Source organism: Metabacillus sp. 113a (assembly GCF_050107635.1).
GTDB lineage: Bacteria > Bacillota > Bacilli > Bacillales > Bacillaceae > Metabacillus_B.
Genome location: NZ_JBNILJ010000001.1, coordinates 631,895 through 654,855, shown reverse-complemented (window position 1 = coordinate 654,855; position 22,961 = coordinate 631,895). Strand labels below are relative to the sequence as shown.

Here is a 22,961-nt window from a genome sequence, read left to right as displayed (position 1 = left end):
TCATCCGAAACCCAGGTACGCTCCGTCTATAAGAGCGATCCTGGGTTTTTTTCTTTATAGGCCAGAACCACGGAACCAGGGCCGTACAGCCTGAAGAACCAGCAGGAGCGAACTTAGCTGGAGGATGAAACCGCATCACGCATGATTGAACCTCCAAGTCCGGCCCCATATAGTCTGCTGGTTTTCTTCTTGTATTTTTTTGAAGCCTTACTGTATAATGAGGCTAAGTGACGTGGAACGGGCGAGCAAAACAGGGAGGATTTTTACATTGAATTTGAAACAGACAGAAGCTATTAAAGTGATCGCCTTAGGCGGAGTCGGGGAGATCGGCAAAAATATGTTTGTCATCGAAGTGGATGCAGACTTGTTTATTGTTGATGCCGGACTCATGCATCCTGAGGGGGAGATGCTTGGAATTGATGTCGTCATTCCGGACATTTCCTATTTGATCGAAAACCGCAGCCGTGTGAAAGCCATGTTTTTAACCCATGGCCACGAAGAGAATATTGGCGGTGTCTTTTATGTGATGCAAAAATTATCCATCCCCGTATATGGAACAAAACTTACCCTGGCCCTTGTTGTGGAAAAACTTAAAGAGTATGGAATGAAGAATCAGTCTTTGCTCAAAGAAATTGATTCTGAATCCAAAATTGAATTTGACTCTGCTGCCGTCACCTTTTTTCGAACAAACCACAGCATACCAGACTCGGTAGGGGTTGCCGTCCATACTTCGATGGGATCCATTGTACATACCGGTGATTTTAAATTCGATCAGACTCCGACAAGCAACCATGTGACAGACATCGGAAAAATGGCCCAGCTCGGTGAAAATGGAGTTCTCTGCCTCCTGTCAGACAGCACGAATGCTGAAAAGCCTGGCTACAGTGCGTCTGAATCGGTTGTCGGAAGCGAAATCGCCACTGCCATGTATAATGCAGAGGGCAGGGTCATTATCGCAGTCTTTGCAAACAACTACAGCAGAATCCAGCATGTGATTGATGCAGCCATTGAGAATGGCCGCAAGCTCGCGATTGTCGGCAAAAATATGCTGAACGTGCTGCAGACCGCTATCAGACTTGGCTATATCCACGTTCAGGATGATCTGATTATTCCCTTGCAGGAACTCGACAAGCATCCTGACCAAAAGATTGCCATCCTTACAACAGGAACCAATGGAGAACCGCTTGGAGCATTGAACAGAATGGCAAGACATTCCCATAAACAGCTGAATGTTACTGATGGCGACACTGTTATGATTGCTGCCACTCCACTGCCCGGCCATGAGCTGGAGTTTTCCAAAACGATTGATCTTCTGTACCGCGCCGGTGCAAATGTTGTATTTGGGCAAAAACAAGTTCATGTGTCAGGTCACGGAAATCAGGAAGAATTGAAGCTGATGTTGAATTTAATGAAGCCTAAATATTTCATTCCGGTTAATGGGGAGTATAAAATGCAGGTTGCCCACGGGAAGCTTGCTCACCAGGTAGGAATCAGCAAAGATCATGTCCTTTTGATTGAAAAAGGGGATGTTGTTCATTTCAAAGGTGACCAGGTCCGAACTGGCTCCAAAGTTTCATCAGGCAACGTGTTAATTGACGGACTTGGTGTAGGAGATGTAGGCAATATCGTTCTTCGCGACCGCCGGCTTCTGTCCCAGGATGGAATCCTGATTGTAGTCGTTACGCTGGATAAAGGAAAAAAACGACTCGTATCGGGACCAGAAATCATCTCAAGAGGATTTGTGTACGTCCGGGAATCTGAAGAGCTGCTTGACAAATCCGCACTGATTGTAAAAGAAATAGCCGAAAAATGCATGAGAGATTCATTAATTGAATGGTCCTCATTAAAGCTTAATATCCGTGAGGCACTGAACCAGTATTTATATGAACGGACAAAGCGCCGTCCTATGATTTTGCCGATTATCATGGAAGTATGAAAAGAAAACCAGCTCCGTAAAAAAGGAGCTGGTTTTTTAATTTATATAAACCTAGGCTTGATTCCTGGTGGTGTTATGTTCAGCGGTGGTTTTCTGTAAGAAAAGCCAGGTGAGGGGCGCGTATCGACGGCTGTTAGATAAGGCGTCCATACCAGTTGGATGTCCGTCAAGCAGTTAAGGCGGGCAAAACGAGGTTTGTCAGACAAAGATGTCAGACAAGACGGCCAGAGCGAGGTTTGTCAGACAAAAATGTCAGACAAAACGACCGAAACGAGGCTTGTCAGACAAAGATGTCAGACAAGACGCGAAAACGAGGGATGTCAGACAAAGATGTCAGACAAGACGGCCAAAATGAGGTTTGTCAGACAAAAATGTCAGACAAGACGGCCAGAGCGAGGTTTGTCAGACAAAGATGTCAGACAAGACGGCCAAAATGAGGTTTGTCAGACAAAGATGTCAGACAAGACAGCCAGAGCGAGGTTTGTCAGACAAAGATGTCAGACAAGACGGCCAAAATGAGGTTTGTCAGACAAAGATGTCAGACAAGACAGCCAAAGCGAGGTTTGTCAGACAAAGATGTCAGACAAGACGGCCAAAATGAGGTTTGTCAGACAAAGATGTCAGACAAGACGGCCAAAGTGAGGTTTGTCAGAAAAACCGGACAAACCTCCCTCTACCCATTCCTCCAAAGAAAAAAACCGGCCGTAAACAGAGTAACCTCCCACATCCGCATAAAAAAGGATTGTAAACGAAAATTCAGAGAACGCTGGAAAATTTTTCAGATTAAGCTTATTATAAATTTATAACCAGGGGGGATTATATTGGCGAAAAAATCAGCAGCACTATTACTATCTTTTATTTTGATCGTATCTATTTTAGAAATGAGCATCCCTTTTAACCCATTATTTGATTCTGAAGCTAAAGCAGAAACAAACTACCAAACTACCGGGAATGTGAATGTCCGTTCAGGCCCGGGAACTCATTATTCTAAGATCGGTGTGCTCAGCAAAGGGTCCGCTTTAAATGGGGTATCCAAAACAGAAAGTGGCTGGTATAAAATCAAGTTTGGTAACCAGACCGGATATGTGAGCGGCGCTTATGTAGCCAGCATGTCCAGCAAAGATGTTTACATAACCACTTCATTTGTCAATATCCGTTCCGCAGCAAAACGGGATAGCCAAAAGCTTGGTTCCGTCGATGCGGGGTATGTACTGGCAGATGCAGCTAAGGAGGACAGCGGCTGGTACTCAATCAGCTACAAAGGAGAGTCGGCATATGTAAGCAGTACCTATGTAACCTCCATTTCATCCGGCAAGATTAATCAGACCTCCGCATACGTCAACATCCGCTCAAGCCCCAGCCGGAATAGTCAAAAGCTCGGTTCCGCTGATGCAGGATATGTTCTGGCGAATGCATCCAAGGCGGGCAGCGGCTGGTATAAAATCACCTATAAAGGAAGGACGGCATATGTAAGCAGTGCTTATGTAACCTCCATTTCAGCAGAACAGATTTATCAAGCCTCTGCATACGTTAACATCCGTTCAAGCTCTAGCCGGAACAGTAAGAAGCTTGGTTCTGTGGATGAAGGGTATATGCTGGCGGTCGTATCAAAAATTAACAGCAGCTGGTACAAAATCAACTACAAAGGAAAGACGGGCTATGTAAGCAGCAGCTTTGCTGTCCTTCCCGGCACACGTGCCAGACTGGATGTAGAGAAGCTTAGCGGGCTCGGCAGTTCTGAACAGGTTATCCTGGTTACAAATAAAACAGCAGGTTCACGGAATGCATCCATCCAAGTCTTCGAAAAAGGGAACGGAGCATGGAAGCGGATCTATTCTATTAACGGGGTTGTAGGAAAAAATGGAATGGGCGCTAAGCAGGAAGGGGATGGAAAGACCCCTTCAGGGAAATATACACTTGGTTTTGCTTTCTACCGAGGGACTATGCCTCAGACAAATCTTCTTAAAAAACGCATTGCTCCAGATTCTGTATGGGTAGACGACAGCCGGAGCACGTTTTATAATACGTGGCAGTCTTCTAAAACAAAGGGGAAATGGGCCAGTGCAGAAAGAATGGACATTCCTCAATACGACAGGGGCTTTGTTATCAACTACAATCCAGAAAGAATTCCTTATAAAGGATCGGCCATCTTTTTTCATATAGCAGGAAGTTCTGGCTATACAGCCGGCTGTGTGGCAGCTTCAAGAGCGGACACGGAAAAAATAATGAAATGGGTAAATCCGGAAAAGAAACCTGTTATCATTATGACCCCTGAAGCTGAGCTGTCAAAATATTAACATGAAACTCCCTTCTCTTTTTCCTGAGAAGGGAGTTTTGCTATGCGAGGTGTTAAGCGTTTCAAATCTTCTCCTCCCTGTATGAAAAACCTGTCGTTTTTGCATAATAATAGCATATGACTGAAAGGCAGGAGATGGATATGGGATACAAAGAGCAGGAGGAACTGAAAAGTTCAAGCGGATCCGGAGAACAGGAAAAACAGGATGAGAAACAAGACGAAAAGCAAGGATCTCTAGCAGAAAAAATTCAGCAGCTGGGACAAACCAACATCCCCCAGATGTCCCACGAAACAAATATTCATTGTCTCACCATTGTCGGCCAGATTGAAGGGCATATTCAGCTTCCGCCCCAAAATAAAACGACCAAGTATGAGCATGTCATTCCGCAGATTGTCGCCATTGAACAAAACCCTAAAATTGAGGGGCTGCTTGTCATCTTGAATACAGTCGGCGGAGACGTTGAGGCTGGGCTTGCCATAGCAGAGATGCTAAGTTCTCTCTCCAAGCCGACCGTTTCAATTGTCCTCGGAGGCGGACATTCAATCGGTGTTCCGATAGCCGTCTCCTGTACCCATTCCTATATAGCCGAAACTGCTACCATGACGATCCATCCGGTAAGACTCACCGGACTGGTAATCGGGGTACCGCAGACGTTTGAGTATTTGGATAAAATGCAGGACCGGGTTGTAAACTTTGTGACGAAGCACTCGGGGATTACAGAAGAAAAATTCAAAGAGCTGATGTTCTCAAAAGGAAATCTCACAAGAGACATCGGAACGAACGTAGTTGGAACCGATGCGGTGGAGTACGGGCTGATTGATGATGTTGGCGGAGTGGGAGCTGCTATAAAAAAGCTTAACGAGCTGATTGCGAAAAATAAAGACAGCGATGACCAGGAGCAGGTCCTGCAATGATCCTCTATACAATGATGCCTCAGGAGCTGATTTTTCCAACCGATAACAGGGAACCGGCAGCAGAGAAAATGGCTATCGTCAATGGAGTGGAAATGATCGTCCGCCCTTGTGCGGATGCCTCATATGAAGTCGTAAGGCTCCTAAGCAGCAACCCGAATCATTATTTGCAATCCGAGTGTATGCCCGGTCAAAAAATCAAGTCAAGTCTTGTGGTATTTTAGTCAGGAACCCGTACATTTATGGTATACTTAACCTGTGGAAACGAGCAGCCTTTTGCAATGGCTGCTTTCTTCATTTATGCAGGCGAGGTCAGCTTTTGCGGGACCGGGGCATGCGAATTTTATGATTGATGACAGGTGATCATATGGCAAAAAAGAAAACAAGACAAAAGAAAAAAGCTTCCTCCAAACCGGTTTTTAAATATGAGCTGATTGGATTGGGCTTGACTGCTGCAGCGGTTATTGCCATGGCAAAGCTTGGCGCAGCTGGTTCAAGTATCGTTCAGTTTTTCCGCTTTTTTGCTGGCGAGTGGTATATTCTCTCGCTGCTCGCGCTAGCAGCAGCTGGAATTTACGTGTTCTGGTACAAAAAAAGGCCGCCTTATTCTTCAAGGAGGATGATCGGAGCCTATTTAATTACAGCAGCCGTTCTTCTGCTGACTCATGTTGGGCTGTTTGAAAATGTGCTTGCCAGAGGTGAGGCAGGATCCTCCAGTGTGATTCGCAATACATGGGAATTATATATGATGGAAATAAAAGGCGAAACAGCTTCCCGGGACCTGGGGGGAGGAATGATTGGAGCCCTTTTATTCGCAGCCTCTTATTTCCTCTTTGCTGCGGCTGGATCAAAGCTTATCGCAGCAGGGATGATTGTAGCCGGCATCCTGCTTATTACCGATAAATCTCTGCAGGAGACGCTATTTAAGATTTTCGGACCGGTATTTTCCTTTTTCAAAAGACAATTTTCAGCATTTTTACATGATATGAAACAGCTGCCGGGATCCTTTAAAAAGAAAAAAAGAAAGAGCTCATCTGCTCAAGGACAAAGAAAGACTCAAAGGTCCCGCGATGAGCAAAAAGATATGGAAGCTACGAAGCCTTATGAAGGGGATCAGGACTTTCATGAAAATGCGGAGCCGATCATTTCAAGCTTTGCGGACAGGGTAGAGGCCGTGCAGCCGCCGCAGGAGCCGGAAACCGAAAAGGCTGTTCAAAAAAACAGTGCTCCTGAGGATGAACCTGACCTTGCTCCTCCTATTCAGATCCGGTTTACGGAAGTCGAGAACAAAGACTATAAGCTTCCGCCGGTTTCCCTTCTTAATCAGCCAAAGCATAATGGCCAGCAGACGGATAAGAAAAATATTTATGAAAATGCCAGAAAGCTTGAACGCACGTTTCAAAGCTTTGGCGTAAAGGCCAAAGTGACTCAAGTACACCTTGGACCGGCGGTAACGAAATATGAGGTTTATCCGGACACGGGCGTGAAAGTAAGCCGGATTGTTAACCTTAGCGACGATCTGGCCCTGGCGTTAGCCGCTAAAGATATCCGGATCGAAGCACCGATTCCCGGAAAATCTGCGATTGGCATTGAAGTTCCGAATTCAGAGGTGGCTATGGTCTCACTGCGGGAGGTCATCGAACATAATGGGAAGGACCGCCCGGATGCAAAGCTTCTCATCGGCTTGGGACGTGACATTTCTGGTGAAGCAGTTCTCGCCGAGATGAACAAAATGCCTCATTTACTCGTAGCCGGCGCGACAGGAAGCGGAAAAAGCGTATGCATCAACGGGATCATCACGAGCATTCTGATGCGGGCGAAGCCACATGAAGTAAAGATGATGATGATCGATCCTAAAATGGTCGAACTAAACGTTTACAATGGAATTCCCCATCTCCTGGCACCGGTTGTGACGGATCCGAAAAAAGCCTCTCAGGCGCTGAAAAAAGTGGTCAATGAGATGGAGAGAAGGTATGAGCTATTTTCTCATACTGGTACGAGAAATATTGAAGGCTATAATGACAATATTAGAAGAGTAAACGCCGAGGATGGAGAAAAACAGCCGGAGCTTCCTTATATCGTTGTCATTGTAGATGAGCTTGCAGACTTAATGATGGTTGCCTCCTCTGATGTGGAAGACTCCATAACCCGGCTGTCGCAGATGGCAAGGGCTGCAGGGATTCACTTGATCATTGCAACGCAGCGCCCATCTGTGGATGTCATTACAGGAGTCATAAAGGCAAATATTCCTTCAAGGATCGCCTTTAGTGTATCCTCCATGACAGACTCCAGAACCATCCTCGACATGGGGGGAGCTGAAAAGCTTCTGGGAAGAGGGGACATGCTGTTTCTGCCTACTGGAGCATCTAAACCAGTTCGTGTCCAGGGAGCCTTCTTGTCCGATGACGAAGTGGAAGAGGTCGTGGATTTCGTAATTTCTCAACAGAAAGCCCAATATCAGGAGAATATGATTCCCTCTGAAACGGCTGAAACAGCAGGAGAAGTAAATGATGATTTGTATGAGGAAGCCGTCCAGCTTGTGATCGATATGCAGACAGCATCCGTTTCTATGATCCAAAGAAGGTTCCGTGTGGGGTACACAAGAGCCGCAAGACTGATTGATGCAATGGAAGAACGCGGTGTAGTAGGACCTTATGAGGGGAGCAAACCGCGTGAAGTATTGATGAGTAAGACACAATATGATGAAATGAGCTCGTAAACAGAAGGGGAAACCCTTCTGTTTCTTAGTATACAGGTTTACATAATATTATTATAAGAAATGTTAAGGCTGAGTAAATAGTATTACGGGAATTCGACAAAATTATTAAAATTTTTATTTATTTCTTAATGAAAACATGATATATTATGTTCGATTAGTAAAGGTTAAACATCAGATGTCTGATCTTTAAAAAACGGGGGCTTGTAATGGGCATTAAATCAGACAATCGGCACCTGTATCTGCAGGTTATAGATCGAATCAAAGAAGATATAAAAAAAGGCTCCTACAAAGAAAAAGAGAAGCTTCCTTCTGAGTTCGACCTGGCAAAAAGCCTAGGTGTGAGCAGGGCTACACTCAGGGAGGCACTCCGGATACTGGAAGAAGAAAACGTCATCATCAGACGTCACGGCGTCGGCACATTTGTTAACACGATTCCTCTGTTCAGTTCAGGAATTGAGCAGCTTAACAGTGTGACTGACATGATTCGCCAAGGCGGAAGAACCGCCGGTACCATTTTTCTGTCTTCAGCGATGACCGGGTCGACAGAGGAAGACGCTGAACGGTTTGGCATAACAGAAAATGACGAAATATTTCAAATCGAAAGAGTGCGGACGGCAAATGGCGAGCCGGTGGTTTATTGCCTTGATAAAATCCCGGGTGAACTGCTGCCAAAAGATAGGATGGCTGGAAATGAATCTCTCTTTGATCTTCTTGAATCCGAGACGAACAGGGTGATTGGGCATGCCATAACAGCGATAGAGCCGATCGGCTACCATGAGAAAATTTCACCGCTGTTACACTGCGAGCCTGAAACGGCCCTGCTTTTGCTCAAGCAGCTGCACTTTGATATGGAGGACAGGCCGGCATTGTACTCCCTGAATTATTTCCGGGCGGATATGTTCTCATTCCATGTTGTGAGAAAAAGATATTAGCAGAGTTCTTTTTTAGGAGGTGATGAAGGACAAGCTCTGCACATTGTATTCATAGTTTCATACTATTCTAATCATTACGGGGGGAAATAGAAATGAAAAAATGGGGTTTAGCACTATCAGCTGTTCTGGCTGCCGGTACCATCCTTGGAGCATGCGGAAACAAGTCAGCTGAAACAGGCGGAAAAGCAAGCGATTTCACTGTAGCTATGGTTACCGATGTCGGGGGAGTGGATGATAAATCGTTCAACCAATCCGCATGGGAAGGAATTAAGGCGTTCGGGGAAGAAAATGACATGCAAAAAGGGAACAAAGGCTACAATTACCTTCAGTCTAAAAACGACGGAGACTATGTAACCAACCTGAATACCCTTGTCAGACAAAAGTATGACTTGATTTATGGGATTGGATACAAGCTTCAGCCGGCTATTGAAGAAATTGCTGATCAGCAAAAGGAATCTAAATTTGCGATCGTTGATAGTGTAGTAGAAAAAGACAATGTTGCAAGCATCGTGTTTAAAGAACATGAAGGGTCCTTCCTCGTTGGGGTTGTAGCAGGCTTGACTACGAAGACAAATAAAGTAGGTTTTGTCGGAGGCATGGAAGGCGAACTGATCGGCAAGTTTGAAGCCGGTTTTGTTGAGGGGGTTAAAGCAGTAAACCCTGAGGCTGAAGTGGATGTACAGTATGCAGGAGCATTCGATAAAGCAGATAAAGGAAAAGCAATCGCTTCTTCCATGTACGGTTCCGGAGCGGATATTATCTACCATGCAGCCGGTGCAACAGGAAACGGAGTTTTTTCTGAAGCAATTGACCTTAAGAAAAAAGATCCGTCCCGGGAGCTTTATGTAATTGGTGTTGATAAGGACCAAAGTGAAGAGGGCAAAGGAACAGACAAAGACGGGAAAGAATTCAACATTACGTTAACTTCAATGGTTAAGCGTGTAGATGTTGCGGTTAAAGATCTTGCGGATAAAGCCAAAAACGACGAATTCCCTGGCGGAGAAGTGATCAGCTACGGTTTGGACCAAGATGCCATCAGTGTAGCTAAAGGGGACAATATCTCCGAAGAAGCGATGAAGCAAGCGGAAGAGTATAAGGAAAAAATCAGCAAGGGCGAAATCGAAGTTCCGACTTCACCAACAAAATAAACAGCAAGAACACTTATAGAAAAAGGCTGGATCTCCTTCTGGCCTTTTTTATAACACCCCGGCTTATATAATGGGCAAGATCTGCATCCGGCAGAGTTCCGCCAAACCAAATGCTATTCCTTGGCTTAAAGTCTACTACAGATGGCTGAATAGATTTTAAGGCGGTGAATCGCAATAGGATACATCCCCTATGAAAAAGGAGTGAAGCAACATGGATTATGTAATCGAAATGCTCGGAATCCGAAAAGAATTTCCTGGAATCGTCGCAAACGACAACATCACTCTGCAAGTTGAAAAAGGCGAGATCCATGCCTTATTGGGAGAGAATGGAGCAGGTAAATCAACTCTGATGAACGTTCTGTTCGGATTGTATCAGCCTGAAAAGGGCGAAATTCGTGTTAAGGGAAAGAAAGTGAATATCACAAATCCTAATACCGCAAATGAGCTCGGAATAGGAATGGTACACCAACATTTCATGCTTGTCAACAATTTTACGGTAACAGAAAATATTATCTTAGGAAATGAACCTTCTAAAATGGGCAAAACCAATATGAAGGAAGCTGAGAAGCATGTCCGCGAAATTTCAGAGAGATACGGACTTGCTGTAGATCCGGCAGCAAAAATTGCTGACATCTCCGTAGGAATGCAGCAGAGGGTTGAGATCCTGAAAACCCTTTACCGTGGAGCAGAAATCCTGATATTTGACGAACCAACAGCAGTGCTCACACCTCAGGAGATCAAAGAGCTGATTTCTATCATGAAAGCCCTTATTAGCGAAGGGAAATCCATTATTCTCATCACCCATAAATTAAAAGAAATCATGGAAGTGTGCCATAAGGTTACCGTTATAAGAAAAGGCCAAGGAATTGGAACACTTTCTGTTACAGATACAAACCCAAATGAACTCGCGTCCCTTATGGTTGGCCGGGAAGTCGTGTTTACAACAGTAAAGACCCCCGCATCTCCAAAGGAAACGGTTTTACATGTCAAAGAACTTATTGTGAAAGACTCCCGTCAGGTTACCGCAATAGATTCGCTGTCTCTGGAGGTAAAAGCGGGTGAAATTGTCGGGATAGCAGGTGTTGACGGGAATGGCCAGAGCGAACTGATTGAAGCCCTTACCGGGTTAAGAAAAATTGATTCCGGTTCCATTCTGCTGAACGGCAAGAACATTGCCCGGCAAAATCCGAGAAAAATTGCTGAATCCGGTGTAGGACATATCCCTCAGGACAGGCATAAGCACGGACTCGTTCTTGATTTTGCCATTGGGGAAAATATGGTTCTTCAAACCTATTATCAAAAGCCATATTCCAAAACAGGAGTTCTGCAATACAAGGAAATTTATAATAAAGCGGAGCAATTGATTCAGGAGTTTGATGTCCGTACGCCGAGTTCCTCTACACCTGCCAGAGCCCTTTCCGGAGGCAATCAGCAAAAAGCGATCATTGGCCGCGAGGTGGATCGGGATCCGGATTTGCTGATCGCCGCTCAGCCTACAAGAGGACTGGATGTCGGGGCGATTGAATTTATTCATAAACGTCTGATCGAGCAGCGGGATAAAGGAAAAGCCATTTTGCTTGTATCCTTTGAATTAGAAGAAATTTTAAATGTAAGTGACCGGATTGCCGTCATTTATGAAGGGAAAATCGTAGCGATTGTGAATCCGAAAGAAACAACCGAGCAGGAGCTCGGGCTGTTGATGGCCGGCAGCAAGATTAAGGAAGAAGGTGCGGCAACATGAATATCAAACTCAGCCGGTATATAAATCTGCTTATTCCAGTTATTGCGGTCCTCCTTGGATTGCTGGTCGGAGCCATCGTTATGCTTGTTAGCGGCTATGATCCACTTTTGGGGTATGCTTCCCTATGGAATGGTGTATTTGGAGATCCTTACAACATCGGAGATACCATCCGGTTAATGACCCCATATATCCTGACTGGCCTTGCCGTTGCATTTGCCTTTAAGACCGGCTTATTCAATATCGGTGTGGAGGGCCAGGTCATCGTTGGATGGCTTGCAGCCGTATGGGTGGGGCTCGCCTTTGATTTGCCGAAGGTCATTCACCTCCCGCTGGCCGTCATTGCAGCCGCATTGGCAGGAGCTTTATGGGGGTTTATTCCTGGACTGCTAAAAGCGCGTTTCCGCGTTCATGAAGTAATCGTTACGATTATGATGAACTATATTGCTTTATATGTGACAAACGCCATCATTCAATCTGTATTAACAAAAGGCAGCGATACAACTGAGGAGGTTCCGGCTTCCGCAAGCCTCCGTTTAGCCGAGAATCTTGAAGCGCTTACTAATTACTCGCGGATGCATTACGGCATTCTGATTGCCCTGGCGGCTGCATTCATCATGTGGTTCCTGCTGGAAAAAACGACCAAAGGATATGAGCTTCGGGCAGTAGGCTTTAATCAGGATGCAGCACGCTATGCCGGTATGAGTGTGAACAAAAACATCATTCTATCCATGGTGATTTCCGGTGGTTTTGCAGGGCTTGCAGGAGCTATGGAAGGACTCGGAACCTTTGAATACGTTTCTGTGAAAAGCGGATTTACAGGGATCGGCTTTGATGGAATTGCTGTAGCACTCCTTGGAGGAAATACGGCGGTTGGAGTCATTTTTGCGGCATTTCTTTTTGGAGGATTAAAAGTCGGTGCGCTGAACATGCCGCTTGAGTCCGGAGTGCCGAATGAGCTTGTTGAGATTGTTATTGCACTGATTATTTTCTTTGTGGCATCAAGCTATTTCATCCGCTGGCTGCTGCTTCGGTTTAAAAAGGGGGAAAAATAAATGACTTTGCTTCAGGCACTTCAAATCATCATTCCTACCGCTTTGTTTGTAGCCGCTCCCCTTATACTTACAGCGCTAGGCGGAGTATTCAGTGAAAAATCCGGTGTCGTCAACATTGGTCTGGAAGGCCTAATGGTTATTGGGGCATTCACGGGGATCGTTTTTAATCTTTCGTTCGCTGAAAGCTTTGGCGCCCTTACACCGTGGCTTTCCCTGCTCGCCGCTATGGCGGCCAGTGCGGTTTTTGCAATGCTTCATGCAGCAGCAACGATAACATTCAGGGCTGATCAGGTCGTAAGCGGCGTCGCGATCAACTTTTTGGCATTAGGACTGACGCTGTTTCTTGTGAAATTGATGTATGATAAAGGGCAGACCGACCGGATTGACCGCAGCTTTGATATTATCGACATTCCCGTCCTCAGTCAGATCCCGGTCGTTGGACCGCTGTTTTTCAGCAATGGATACATTACCTCATATATAGCGATCCTGCTATCCGTGGCGGTCTGGTATGTCATATATAAAACACCTTTCGGCCTTAGATTGAGGGCGGTTGGCGAGCATCCAATGGCAGCGGATACGATGGGGATCAATGTAACAAAAATGAGGTACATCGGGGTTGTTTTGTCAGGAGCACTCGCAGGAATCGGCGGCTCCATTTATGCTACGATTATTTCAAGAGATTTCAGCCATGCCACCATCAGCGGACAGGGATTTATGGCACTTGCAGCGATGATATTCGGCAAGTGGCATCCTCTGGGAGCGATGGGTGCTGCCCTGTTCTTCGGACTTGCTCAGGGAATCAGTATCGTTGGCGGCTCTATTCCGTTTCTTAAAGATATTCCTGCAGTTTACCTGCTCATCACCCCTTATGTTCTGACGATTTTTGCCCTTGCAGGGTTTATTGGACGCGCCGATGCTCCTAAAGCACTCGGAACGCCTTATATAAAAGGGAAAAGGTAAGCTTCCATTCCTTGATTATTCAGACTTCTGTCCCTAAAGCGGGCGGAAAATAAGAGGAACAAAGCAATCCCCTCCGAGTCCTGGGAAAAAGAAAAAGTGCTCAGAGCCATGCTCCGGGCACTTTTTGTCTGTAATTTTTCCCGATCCAAGCTATAAGATGAGCGTTCAGGGATAAGGGCCACTAGAAGCCGTTCTCCATCCTCCAGAAATAGTAAAGCATTTTTCCTGTAATGGCCGATCTATTCCTTATTCAGGCAAATGCGGCAGCTGGCTGATTTTCAGCAGCATTCCGGCTTATATGAATAATAACAGTGCCGGAACGGAACAATGTCTATATCGAATAATTATACAGGGTGAAGGATATGGCCAATTCCAACAAAATAAATTTACTTGCGCTTTCATCGGTTCCGCTCATCATGACGTTAGGCAACTCCATGCTGATCCCTGTGCTTCCGGAAATTGAAGAGAAACTCGGTATCAGTTCCTTTCAAGTTTCACTCATCATCACAGTCTATTCCGTTGTAGCGATTCTTCTTATCCCGATAGCCGGGTATCTATCTGACAGGATTGGGAGAAAGACGGTCATTGTTCCCTGTTTATTAATTGCCGGAGCGGGGGGAGCCCTTTCTGCATGGGCTTCAGTCAATACAGCAAATCCGTTCATGTGGATTCTTGCAGGAAGGATCCTTCAAGGCATCGGTTCAGCCGGAGCAGCCCCAGTCGTCATTCCTCTTATCGGAGACCTTTTTGAAGATGATGAGGAAATCAGTTCGGGACTCGGGCTGATTGAAACGGCCAACACGGCGGGAAAAGTGTTAAGTCCGATTATAGGGGCTTTTTTAGCCAGCTTCGTATGGTTTATGCCTTTCTGGTTTATCCCGTTTTTCAGCTTAGCCGGAGTGCTTCTCGTTTTCTTCTTAGTGAAAGTTCCGAAAAAAGAAGAAGAGGCTCAGGACTTTCGTGCCTTTATTTCATGTGTCAAAGATATCTTCAAAAATAGCGGAAGATGGCTGTACGCCATTTTCGCAATAGGCGGAATCATTATGCTTATATTGTTTGGCGTGCTGTTTTATTTATCCGACACGCTTGAGACAAAATATGGAATTGATGGCATTGCAAAAGGATTTCTTCTGGCCATTCCGCTGCTTGCGCTATCTGTCAGTTCCTTTGCTGCGGGTAAAATGATCGGAAGCAAAAAAACGTTAATGAAACTCTTAATTGTGATTGGAATGGGACTGCTCGCTGTTTCTTTTATTGCACTCAGAGTTCAGCATGAAATCGGTTTTTTATTTGCTTTCCTCGTTATAAGCGGTGTCGGGATCGGAATGGCACTGCCATCACTGGATGCCTTAATTACAGAGGGCATCGAAAAGGAACACCGTGGAACCATTACGTCCTTCTACAGCTCCATGAGATTCATCGGTGTGGCAGCCGGTCCGCCTCTTTATGCGGCGATCATGGCACAATCAGAGCACATGATTTATTACACTTCCGGAGGATTCAGTCTTCTGGCACTGGCAATCGGTCTCCTCTTTTTAAAACCTGAAGATAAGGATCAGCGGGCAAAACTGAAAACGACATAAAATGAAAACTCCTCATACAGCAGAGGAGTTTTTTTTGACCTATTTTTCCTATTGACAGAAGTGACGGAAGCGTATTAAATAGTTTATGTATTGAATGGTTAATGGGGTGAACTAATTTGCAGGATGAAAAAATCAAAGCCTTTATACATAGGTATGAAGAGGTGTATTTCTTTGCGGCCAAAAGAGTAACAGCTATCGTTACTGAGAAGGTTCTGGAGGATATCACAATTGAGCAGTACCAGATTTTAAGGTATATCACGATGTACCCCAAGTGCCAGGCAACATGGCTGGCAAACATTTGCGGGGTAAACAAAAGCGCTATCTCAGCCATGATTGAGAGGCTTGTGCAAAAAGGATTAATAGAAAGAATCCGTGATGAGAAAGACAGGCGGAACGTTTTCCTGCAAAGCACAGAAAAGGGACGGCAGGTGTATGAAAATGGAGAAAAGCAAATCCAGAATTACGTTGCCGGTTACTTAACGGAACTGTCCGAGGATGAGATCGACACGTTTTTAAGAGTTTTTGAAAAGATTTCAGCCTCAATGGCAGAAAAAGAACGGGGGAATGGAAGATGATGAGAGGGATTATTAAATTAAGGTGGATCCTGCTTGTTGTATGGATTGCAGCCGCGGCTGTCTTAATGCTCACTTCACCGAACATGGGAGATTTGGTAGCTGAAAAAGGGCAGATTACCGTCCCTGACGGGTATTCTTCCTCCGTAGCAGGGGAGCTGCTGGATGAGCATTCATCAGGAGATGGTGCAGCACTGGCACTTGTGTTTCATAATGAGAAAAAATTAAGCGCTGAAGAAAAAAATGAAATCAAAAAAGCAGTTGAAGACCTCGAGGAAAATCGCAAAAGCCTCGGGATTCAAACCGTAACAACCCATTTTACAAATAAAGAGCTTGAAAATCAGATGGTCTCAAAGGACGGCAGAACCATACTGGCAGCCATTTCCCTGGCGGAAGGTGAAAAGTCTGCTGCCGATGCTGCTGCTGAAATCAAAAAGCAAATCAGCTCCTATAAGGTAGAGCACTATATGACAGGAAGCGACCTGATTGATAAGGATGTAGTTGACAGCTCTCAGGAGGGGCTGAAGAAAACAGAGTATATTACAGTAGCTTTTATTCTCGTCGTACTTGTTCTCGTTTTCCGCTCCCTTGTCGCTCCGGTGATTCCGCTTATTACGGTAGGGGTAGCCTATGTGACAAGTCAGGCAGCAGTAGCTTATTTTGTAGAATACTTCAATTTTCCATTATCTACCTTCACTCAAATCTTTATGGTAGCTGTCATGTTCGGAATCGGTACGGATTATTGCATCCTTCTTCTCAGCCGTTTTAAAGAAGAGCTGGGGAACGGTGAAGAAAAAACGGAAGCCATTATCAAAACCTTTAAAACAGCCGGCAGGACCGTGATATACAGCGGCCTTGCCGTATTCGCTGGCTTTGCTTCCATTGCCTTTGCTGAGTTTAAGCTATATCAGTCTGCTGTGGCTGTTGCGGTTGGAATCGCCTTTTTGATCGCATCGCTCGTCACACTCGTTCCGTTTTTTATGATGGTGCTCGGGAACAACCTGTTCTGGCCTTTAAAAGGGAATATCAAGCATGCAGAAAGCAAATCCTGGGAGTGGGCAGGGAAATTCTCATTCAAGAGGCCAATCCTCGCTCTGCTCATTATCGCTGCAGTCATTGCACCTGCATTGATTCAGTACAATGGAAGTCTGTCGTTTAATTCTTTGGATGAAATCGGAGATCAGTATGAATCAGTTAAAGCCTTCAATTTGATTTCAGACAGCTTCGGCCCTGGTGAATCCCTGCCGGCAACGATTGTCATTAAAGATGATCAGCCGTTGAACACGAAAGAAAATCTTGCAGTTATAGAAAACATCAGCAAAGATCTCGATCAAATCGATGACGTTGACAAGGTGAGAAGTGCAACCAGGCCGCTCGGTGACGAGCTTGAAGAACTGGCAGTCTCAAGCCAGGCGGAGGAACTGGGTAAAGGCATCGAGCAGGGGAATGAAGGATTAAAAGAGATCGGGGAGGGCTTAAACGAAGCCTCTGAACAGCTATCCGGATCAGAGCCCCAGCTAGAGGAAGCGACTTCCGGAATTGATCAGCTCATAACGGGATCGAATGATCTGAAGGATGGCGTAGGCGAAATCAAAAAGGCACTTGAAAAGATTGGAGAAGGTGTAAGTGAAGGCTCCGCCGGCTCCATGGAAATCAAAGAGCAGGTTGATGCAGCAAAAGAAAGCTTGGATGAGCTGATTCAGGGCAGCGGGCAGGTGCTAGAAGGATATCAGGAAGCAGCAGCCCAGCTTGGGGATTTATCCGAGGGACTTGCAGCGGCAGATCAAGGCGTTAAGGAATCCAAAACAGCCATCTCAGATTTGAAAGAGCCTTTAAACAGGCTTGGTGCGAATCCTGCCTATCCGAACATACAAAATGACCCGGATTATCAAACCATCTATGGAACCGTGCTCGGTCTTGAAAAAGGGCTGGGAGAGTTAAGCAAGGCGACAGAGCAGCTTTCGGGAGGACTTTCTGGAGCCATCCCCCAAATCAAGAAAGCAAATGATGGCCTTGGGGAAATCAACAAGGGACAGCAGGAATTTCAAAATGGCCTTGTACAGCTTTCAGAAGGACTGGGCCAATTATCTGAAGGTCTTAATGCAGCCTCTGAAGGGCAAGGCCAGGTGATCAGCGGTCTGCCGAAGCTGCAGGAAGGAGCGGGTTCATTAGCTGAAGGGCAATCTGAATTAAAGATGGGTTTAAGTCCTTTTTCGGAGCAGCTTGGACAGCTGACAGATGGATTGAATGACAGCGTCGATGGACTGAACCAGGTTTCAGGCGGACTTAACGAAGCAGAGACCTATCTGGACGGGCTCAGCAGGTCGGACGCAGATGGCTGGTACCTGCCTGATGAAGTTCTGAAAAATGACGATTTTCAGCAGGTGTTCAATGAGTATATGTCTGAAGACCAGACCTTGACAACGATGGATGTCGTGCTGAAGGTTAATCCATATTCGAATGAAGCGCTCGAAAAAATGGATGACCTCGAAGCTGCTGTAAACCGTGCAGTCAAAGGAACGGAGCTTGATAATGCTACCGTTGGTGTATCAGGCGTTACAAGTACGTATGCAGACTTGCAGGAAATTTCGGATGCGGACTATAATCGAACGGTCCTCTTTATGATTACAGCCATTCTAATCATTCTGGCTGTGCTGCTTAAATCATTTGTGATGCCGGTTTATCTGGTTGGCTCGCTTTTAATTACGTACTATTCTTCCAGTGCCATATCAGAATGGATTTTTACGGATCTTCTCGGATATGACGGCATTAACTGGGCTGTGCCTTTCTTCGGCTTTGTTATTCTAATGGCCCTTGGCATTGATTATTCGATTTTCCTAATGGACCGCTTTAATGAATATAAGGAACTGGATGTAAAAACCGCGATGATTACAGCGATGAGAAATATGGGAACGGTCATTATTTCAGCCGCCATTATTCTGGCAGGTACTTTCGCTGCCATGCTTCCATCCGGGGTCCTGTCTTTGCTTCAAATTGCAACGCTCGTTCTCACAGGGCTCATTCTTTATGCGTTTGTTATTTTGCCGATTTTCGTTCCGGTCATGGTTAAAACCTTTGACAAAGCAAACTGGTGGCCGTTTATGAAGAAACGTGAACAGCATTAAGCTTTTACTAAATCCAGGCGTCCCTGATCATTCAGGGGCGTCTTTATATAAGTTCCTTGCATAACGGCTTTTTCTCAAGCATACAATCTCCATATTTCCTAAATGTTCCTCTAATTGGTATAATTACTGGTACAATTAGACTCATTTAATTTAAAAAAGGCTAAACTACAAAGGATAATCCTTAGATTGAGGAGTGAATGTATGTCTTTTTTTGAAGAAAAGCTAACAAAACTGAATGGAATGACCGTTCATACCATTAAAACGGATAAATACAAAACAAACACACTTGTATTAAAGCTTCTTGCCCCACTTAAAAAAGAGACGGTTACGAAGCGGGCGCTTCTTCCATACGTTCTTCAGCGCGCTACCGCCCGCTTCCCATCCACAGGTCAAATCCGTCATCACTTGGATGGATTGTATGGCGCAACCCTTTTTGCGGACCTTACCAAAAAGGGTGAAAATCATATCATTACCCTTCGGATGGAAGTGGCCAATGAGAATTTTTTAACGGAAAAAACCCCCTTGCTGGAAGAGGCCATTAAGCTTATGTCAGATATCCTCCTTAGACCTCTTTTAAATGGAGATGCTTTTGATGAAAGCATTATAAAGGAAGAAAAAAGGACGCTGAAGCAGAGAATTCAGGCTGCTTACGACGATAAAATGCGCTATTCGAATTTGAGGCTTGTACAGGAAATGTGCAAGGATGAACCATACGCTCTTCACGTCAACGGGGAAATGGAAGATGCCGATGCTCTGACAGCAGCAGAGCTTTACGAGTATTATCAGCGTGTTCTAAAGGAAGATAAGCTCGATTTTTACCTGATTGGTGATTTCTGCGAGGAAACAGCGGGGAAAATGATTCAAACACACTTTACTTTCGCTGCTAATTCCCATGCTTACCCTGAGCTTGAAAAGCAGGTCTCCCAAAAAGTTGAAGAAAAAGAAGTCATTGAAGAAGAAGATGTGAAGCAGGGAAAATTAAATATCGGGTATCGGACGAATTGCACCTACAAGGATGAACAGTATTTCGCCCTTCAAGTCTTTAACGGAATATTCGGCGGGTTCTCACACTCCAAGCTTTTTATCAACGTCCGGGAAAAAGCAAGTCTTGCGTACTATGCAGCTTCAAGAGTCGAATCCCATAAAGGTCTTCTCATGGTAATGTCCGGAATTGAAGTCGGCAACTTTGACCGGGCGGTATCCATCATTAAGGAACAAATGGGGGCTATGAAGGCCGGAGATTTTACAGAAGAAGATCTGGATCAGACAAAAGGAATGATCCGCAATCAGCTTCTAGAAACGATTGATACGAGCTTCGGGCTTTGCGAGGTCTTGTACCAAAATGCTGCTGCCAATGCAGGCCGCACGTTTGATGAGCTGCTTGATGGAATAAGCCAAGTAACAAAGGAAGAAGTGGTTGCAGCAGCATCCAATATTCAGCTCGATACGATTTATTTTCTTAAAGGAACGGGGGCAGAAAGCGATGGTTAAGCCGATACAGTTTAAACAGCTCCAGGAAGAGCTTTATCATGAGCAAATGGAGAACGGCCTGAATGTATACGTGTTGCCCAAAAAAGGATTTAACAAAACGTATGCAACCTTTACAGCCAGGTATGGCTCTATAGACAATGAATTTGTGCCTCTCGGACAAGAGGAAATGAAAAAGGTGCCGGATGGCATTGCTCACTTTCTTGAACATAAACTGTTTGAAAAAGAGGATGGAGATGTGTTTCAGCAATTCAGCAAACAGGGAGCTTCATCCAACGCCTTTACGTCCTTCACAAGAACCGCCTACCTTTTCTCGAGCACGGCAGATGCAGAGACGAATCTAGAAACACTAATTGATTTTGTTCAGGAGCCTTATTTTACGGAGCAGTCGGTTGAGAAAGAAAAAGGGATTATCGGACAGGAGATTGATATGTATGATGATAATCCTGATTGGAGACTTTATTTCGGGCTAATCCAGAATATGTATGAAAAGCATCCTGTTAAAATTGACATTGCCGGGACGGTTGAGTCCATTTCCCATATTACAAAGGATTTGCTGTATGAGTGCTACCATACGTTTTATCATCCAAGCAATATGCTTCTATTCGTTACAGGCCCTGTAGATCCTGAGCAGGTATTGAATCAGATCAGGGAAAATCAGAATAAGAAATCGTTCGATCCTCCGCAGGAAATTAAGCGTCCGGGACTTTCTGAAAGTAAAGAGGTTTACAAATCATCGGAGAGCCTACCGATGAACGTGCAGTCCTCCAAATGCCTGGTAGGCATAAAAGCAAAAGTGACCGGGTTTGCAGGGGAGGAACTTTTGAAAAAAGAACTGACTGCCAACCTAATTCTGGATGTTTTGTTCGGGAAAAGCTCCGTTCAATACCAGGACATGTACAGCAATGGGCTGATCGATGATACGTTCAGCTATGATTATACGGAAGAAGAAACATTTGGTTTTGGTATGATTGGCGGGGATACGGACCGTCCTGAAGAGCTTTCTGACCAGATTAAAGAGATCTTGCTGAAGGCAAAGCAAGAAGGCATTCAGAAAGACCGGCTGGATACGGCTGTAAAAAAACGAATCGGGGCATTTTTAAGATCAGTTAATTCCCCGGAGTATATTGCCAATCAGTTTACGCGCTATGCATTCAATGACATGAATTTATTTGATGTGGTGCCAGTTCTTGAGCAAATTTCTAAAGAAGATGCAGATGGATTGTTAATGGAAATGGCTGACGAAAGCCAAATGACCGTTTTTACAGTCGTCCCGAAAAAGACAGGACAGCAGCAATAAAGGATGCCGGCTGATTACAGCCGGCATGTTTAATGAAAAGGAGCCAGTAAATGAGGTACGCATTGATTACAGGAGCTACCGGCGGCATTGGATCAAAAATAGCTGAAAAGCTGGCATCAGAAGGCTGGAACTTGTATATTCATTATCATAAAAAACGGAAAAAGGCGGAATGGCTGAAGGAGAAGCTTAAAGGAACGGACTGTATCCTTGTTCAGGCGGATCTTTCAGCATCCGGGGGAACGAAGGAACTTCTCAGTCAGGTCACCCATCCCGTATCCCTGCTCATTCTTGCTTCGGGAACTGCCCCCTACGGCCTGATTACTGATCTTAGCGAAATAGAAATTGACCAGCAGATACAGCTCCATATGACAAGCCCGTTTTTGCTTTCAAGAGGAGTAGTACCCGGCATGGTGAAAGAAAAAAAAGGTGCCATAATTGCTGTAACCTCCATATGGGGGGAGGCAGGGGCTGCGTGTGAAGTTCTGTATTCAATGGTAAAGGGCGGACAAAATACGTTTGTTAAGGCATTGGCAAAAGAGCTGGCTCCAAGCGGGATCCGTGTGAATGCCGTCTCGCCGGGCGCTGTTGAAACCAGCATGCTTGACATGTTCACGAAAGAGGACCTTAAGGCGATAGCTGAAGATATTCCGGCGGGCAGGCTTGGGAAACCGGAAGAAATTGCAGATGCGGTTTCCTTTTTAGCCTCAGATAAGGCCTCATATATAAATGGCCATATATTATCCGTTAACGGAGGCTGGCGCTAAAGAAAAGTTTGACCATCCTGCATAAATTAGAGCAAATCAGCAAAACTAACCTTGTAATCAATCTATGGCACTGGAGGAATGACAATGTCCGTTTTGAACAATTGGGATTCATGGAAAAACTTCCTTGGGGACCGCCTTCATCATGCTGAAAACAGCGGAATGAGCCGTGAAACGATTTCAGGCCTTGCATACGAAATCGGTGGATATCTTGCGAACCAGGTTGAATCCAAAAACGACCAGGAAAAAGTGCTGGCTGATTTATGGAGTGTTGCAAGTGAAGAAGAACAGCATGCCATCGCCAACATGATGGTTAAGCTTGTGGGCAACAACGGTACAGAAGGAACTCATTAAAAAGGGGAGGCGATGCCTCTCTTTTTTGCTTTATGATATTCTGTTCAATTGGATTTAATCTGGCTGCCATGTGGCCCCATTT

At 45.2% G+C, this 22,961-nt stretch carries 17 protein-coding genes; all 17 read left to right on the top strand.

Annotation, left to right across the window (positions count from 1 at the left end):
- The first annotated feature begins 268 nt into the window (after positions 1–268).
- On the top strand, positions 269–1,936 hold the full coding sequence (locus tag ACQCVE_RS03420; protein WP_426844394.1) for a ribonuclease J: 1,668 nt from the start codon (positions 269–271) through the stop codon (positions 1,934–1,936).
- A gap of 821 nt (positions 1,937–2,757) precedes the next feature.
- A complete protein-coding gene (locus ACQCVE_RS03415; RefSeq protein ID WP_426844392.1) occupies positions 2,758–4,233 on the top strand; it encodes an SH3 domain-containing protein in 1,476 nt (491 codons plus the stop codon).
- 140 nt (positions 4,234–4,373) lie between these two features.
- On the top strand, positions 4,374–5,147 hold the full coding sequence (locus ACQCVE_RS03410; protein ID WP_426844391.1) for a ClpP family protease: 774 nt from the start codon (positions 4,374–4,376) through the stop codon (positions 5,145–5,147).
- A complete protein-coding gene (locus ACQCVE_RS03405) occupies positions 5,144–5,368 on the top strand; it encodes a YlzJ-like family protein (RefSeq protein WP_426844390.1) in 225 nt (74 codons plus the stop codon). The genes ACQCVE_RS03410 and ACQCVE_RS03405 overlap by 4 nt, the downstream gene beginning before the upstream one ends.
- A gap of 143 nt (positions 5,369–5,511) precedes the next feature.
- On the top strand, positions 5,512–7,863 hold the full coding sequence (locus tag ACQCVE_RS03400; RefSeq protein WP_426844389.1) for a DNA translocase FtsK: 2,352 nt from the start codon (positions 5,512–5,514) through the stop codon (positions 7,861–7,863).
- 206 nt (positions 7,864–8,069) lie between these two features.
- The gene (locus tag ACQCVE_RS03395; protein WP_426844388.1) at positions 8,070–8,795 is read left to right on the top strand and encodes a GntR family transcriptional regulator; all 726 of its coding nucleotides are present in this window, start codon (positions 8,070–8,072) and stop codon (positions 8,793–8,795) included.
- A gap of 92 nt (positions 8,796–8,887) precedes the next feature.
- Complete coding sequence (locus tag ACQCVE_RS03390) at positions 8,888–9,943, top strand: BMP family lipoprotein (protein WP_426844387.1); 1,056 nt, start codon at positions 8,888–8,890, stop codon at positions 9,941–9,943.
- 211 nt (positions 9,944–10,154) lie between these two features.
- Entirely contained in the window at positions 10,155–11,684 is a 1,530-nt protein-coding gene (locus tag ACQCVE_RS03385) for an ABC transporter ATP-binding protein (protein WP_426844386.1), read from the top strand.
- Positions 11,681–12,736 carry an ABC transporter permease gene (locus ACQCVE_RS03380; RefSeq protein ID WP_426844385.1) on the top strand — a complete coding sequence of 352 codons (1,056 nt, stop codon included), beginning with the start codon at positions 11,681–11,683 and terminating at the stop codon, positions 12,734–12,736. Before ACQCVE_RS03385 ends, ACQCVE_RS03380 begins: the two co-directional genes overlap by 4 nt.
- Positions 12,737–13,696: an ABC transporter permease gene (locus ACQCVE_RS03375; protein WP_426861622.1), complete on the top strand. Its 960-nt coding sequence runs from the start codon at positions 12,737–12,739 to the stop codon at positions 13,694–13,696.
- Positions 13,697–14,058: 362 nt separating this feature from the next.
- The gene (locus tag ACQCVE_RS03370) at positions 14,059–15,279 is read left to right on the top strand and encodes an MFS transporter (RefSeq protein ID WP_426861620.1); all 1,221 of its coding nucleotides are present in this window, start codon (positions 14,059–14,061) and stop codon (positions 15,277–15,279) included.
- Between the two features lie 116 nt (positions 15,280–15,395).
- Positions 15,396–15,854 carry a MarR family winged helix-turn-helix transcriptional regulator gene (locus tag ACQCVE_RS03365; RefSeq protein WP_426861618.1) on the top strand — a complete coding sequence of 153 codons (459 nt, stop codon included), beginning with the start codon at positions 15,396–15,398 and terminating at the stop codon, positions 15,852–15,854.
- Positions 15,851–18,976 carry an MMPL family transporter gene (locus tag ACQCVE_RS03360; RefSeq protein ID WP_426861616.1) on the top strand — a complete coding sequence of 1,042 codons (3,126 nt, stop codon included), beginning with the start codon at positions 15,851–15,853 and terminating at the stop codon, positions 18,974–18,976. The genes ACQCVE_RS03365 and ACQCVE_RS03360 overlap by 4 nt, the downstream gene beginning before the upstream one ends.
- 201 nt (positions 18,977–19,177) lie before the next feature.
- Positions 19,178–20,467 (top strand): EF-P 5-aminopentanol modification-associated protein YfmF, encoded by a 1,290-nt coding sequence (gene yfmF, locus ACQCVE_RS03355; RefSeq protein WP_426861614.1) that lies wholly within the window; start codon positions 19,178–19,180, stop codon positions 20,465–20,467.
- A complete protein-coding gene (yfmH, locus tag ACQCVE_RS03350) occupies positions 20,460–21,764 on the top strand; it encodes an EF-P 5-aminopentanol modification-associated protein YfmH (RefSeq protein ID WP_426861613.1) in 1,305 nt (434 codons plus the stop codon). Before yfmF ends, yfmH begins: the two co-directional genes overlap by 8 nt.
- Positions 21,765–21,814: 50 nt before the next feature.
- Entirely contained in the window at positions 21,815–22,528 is a 714-nt protein-coding gene (gene ymfI, locus ACQCVE_RS03345) for an elongation factor P 5-aminopentanone reductase (RefSeq protein WP_426861611.1), read from the top strand.
- Between the two features lie 84 nt (positions 22,529–22,612).
- On the top strand, positions 22,613–22,879 hold the full coding sequence (locus tag ACQCVE_RS03340) for a DUF3243 domain-containing protein (protein ID WP_426844377.1): 267 nt from the start codon (positions 22,613–22,615) through the stop codon (positions 22,877–22,879).
- The last annotated feature ends 82 nt before the right edge of the window (positions 22,880–22,961 follow it).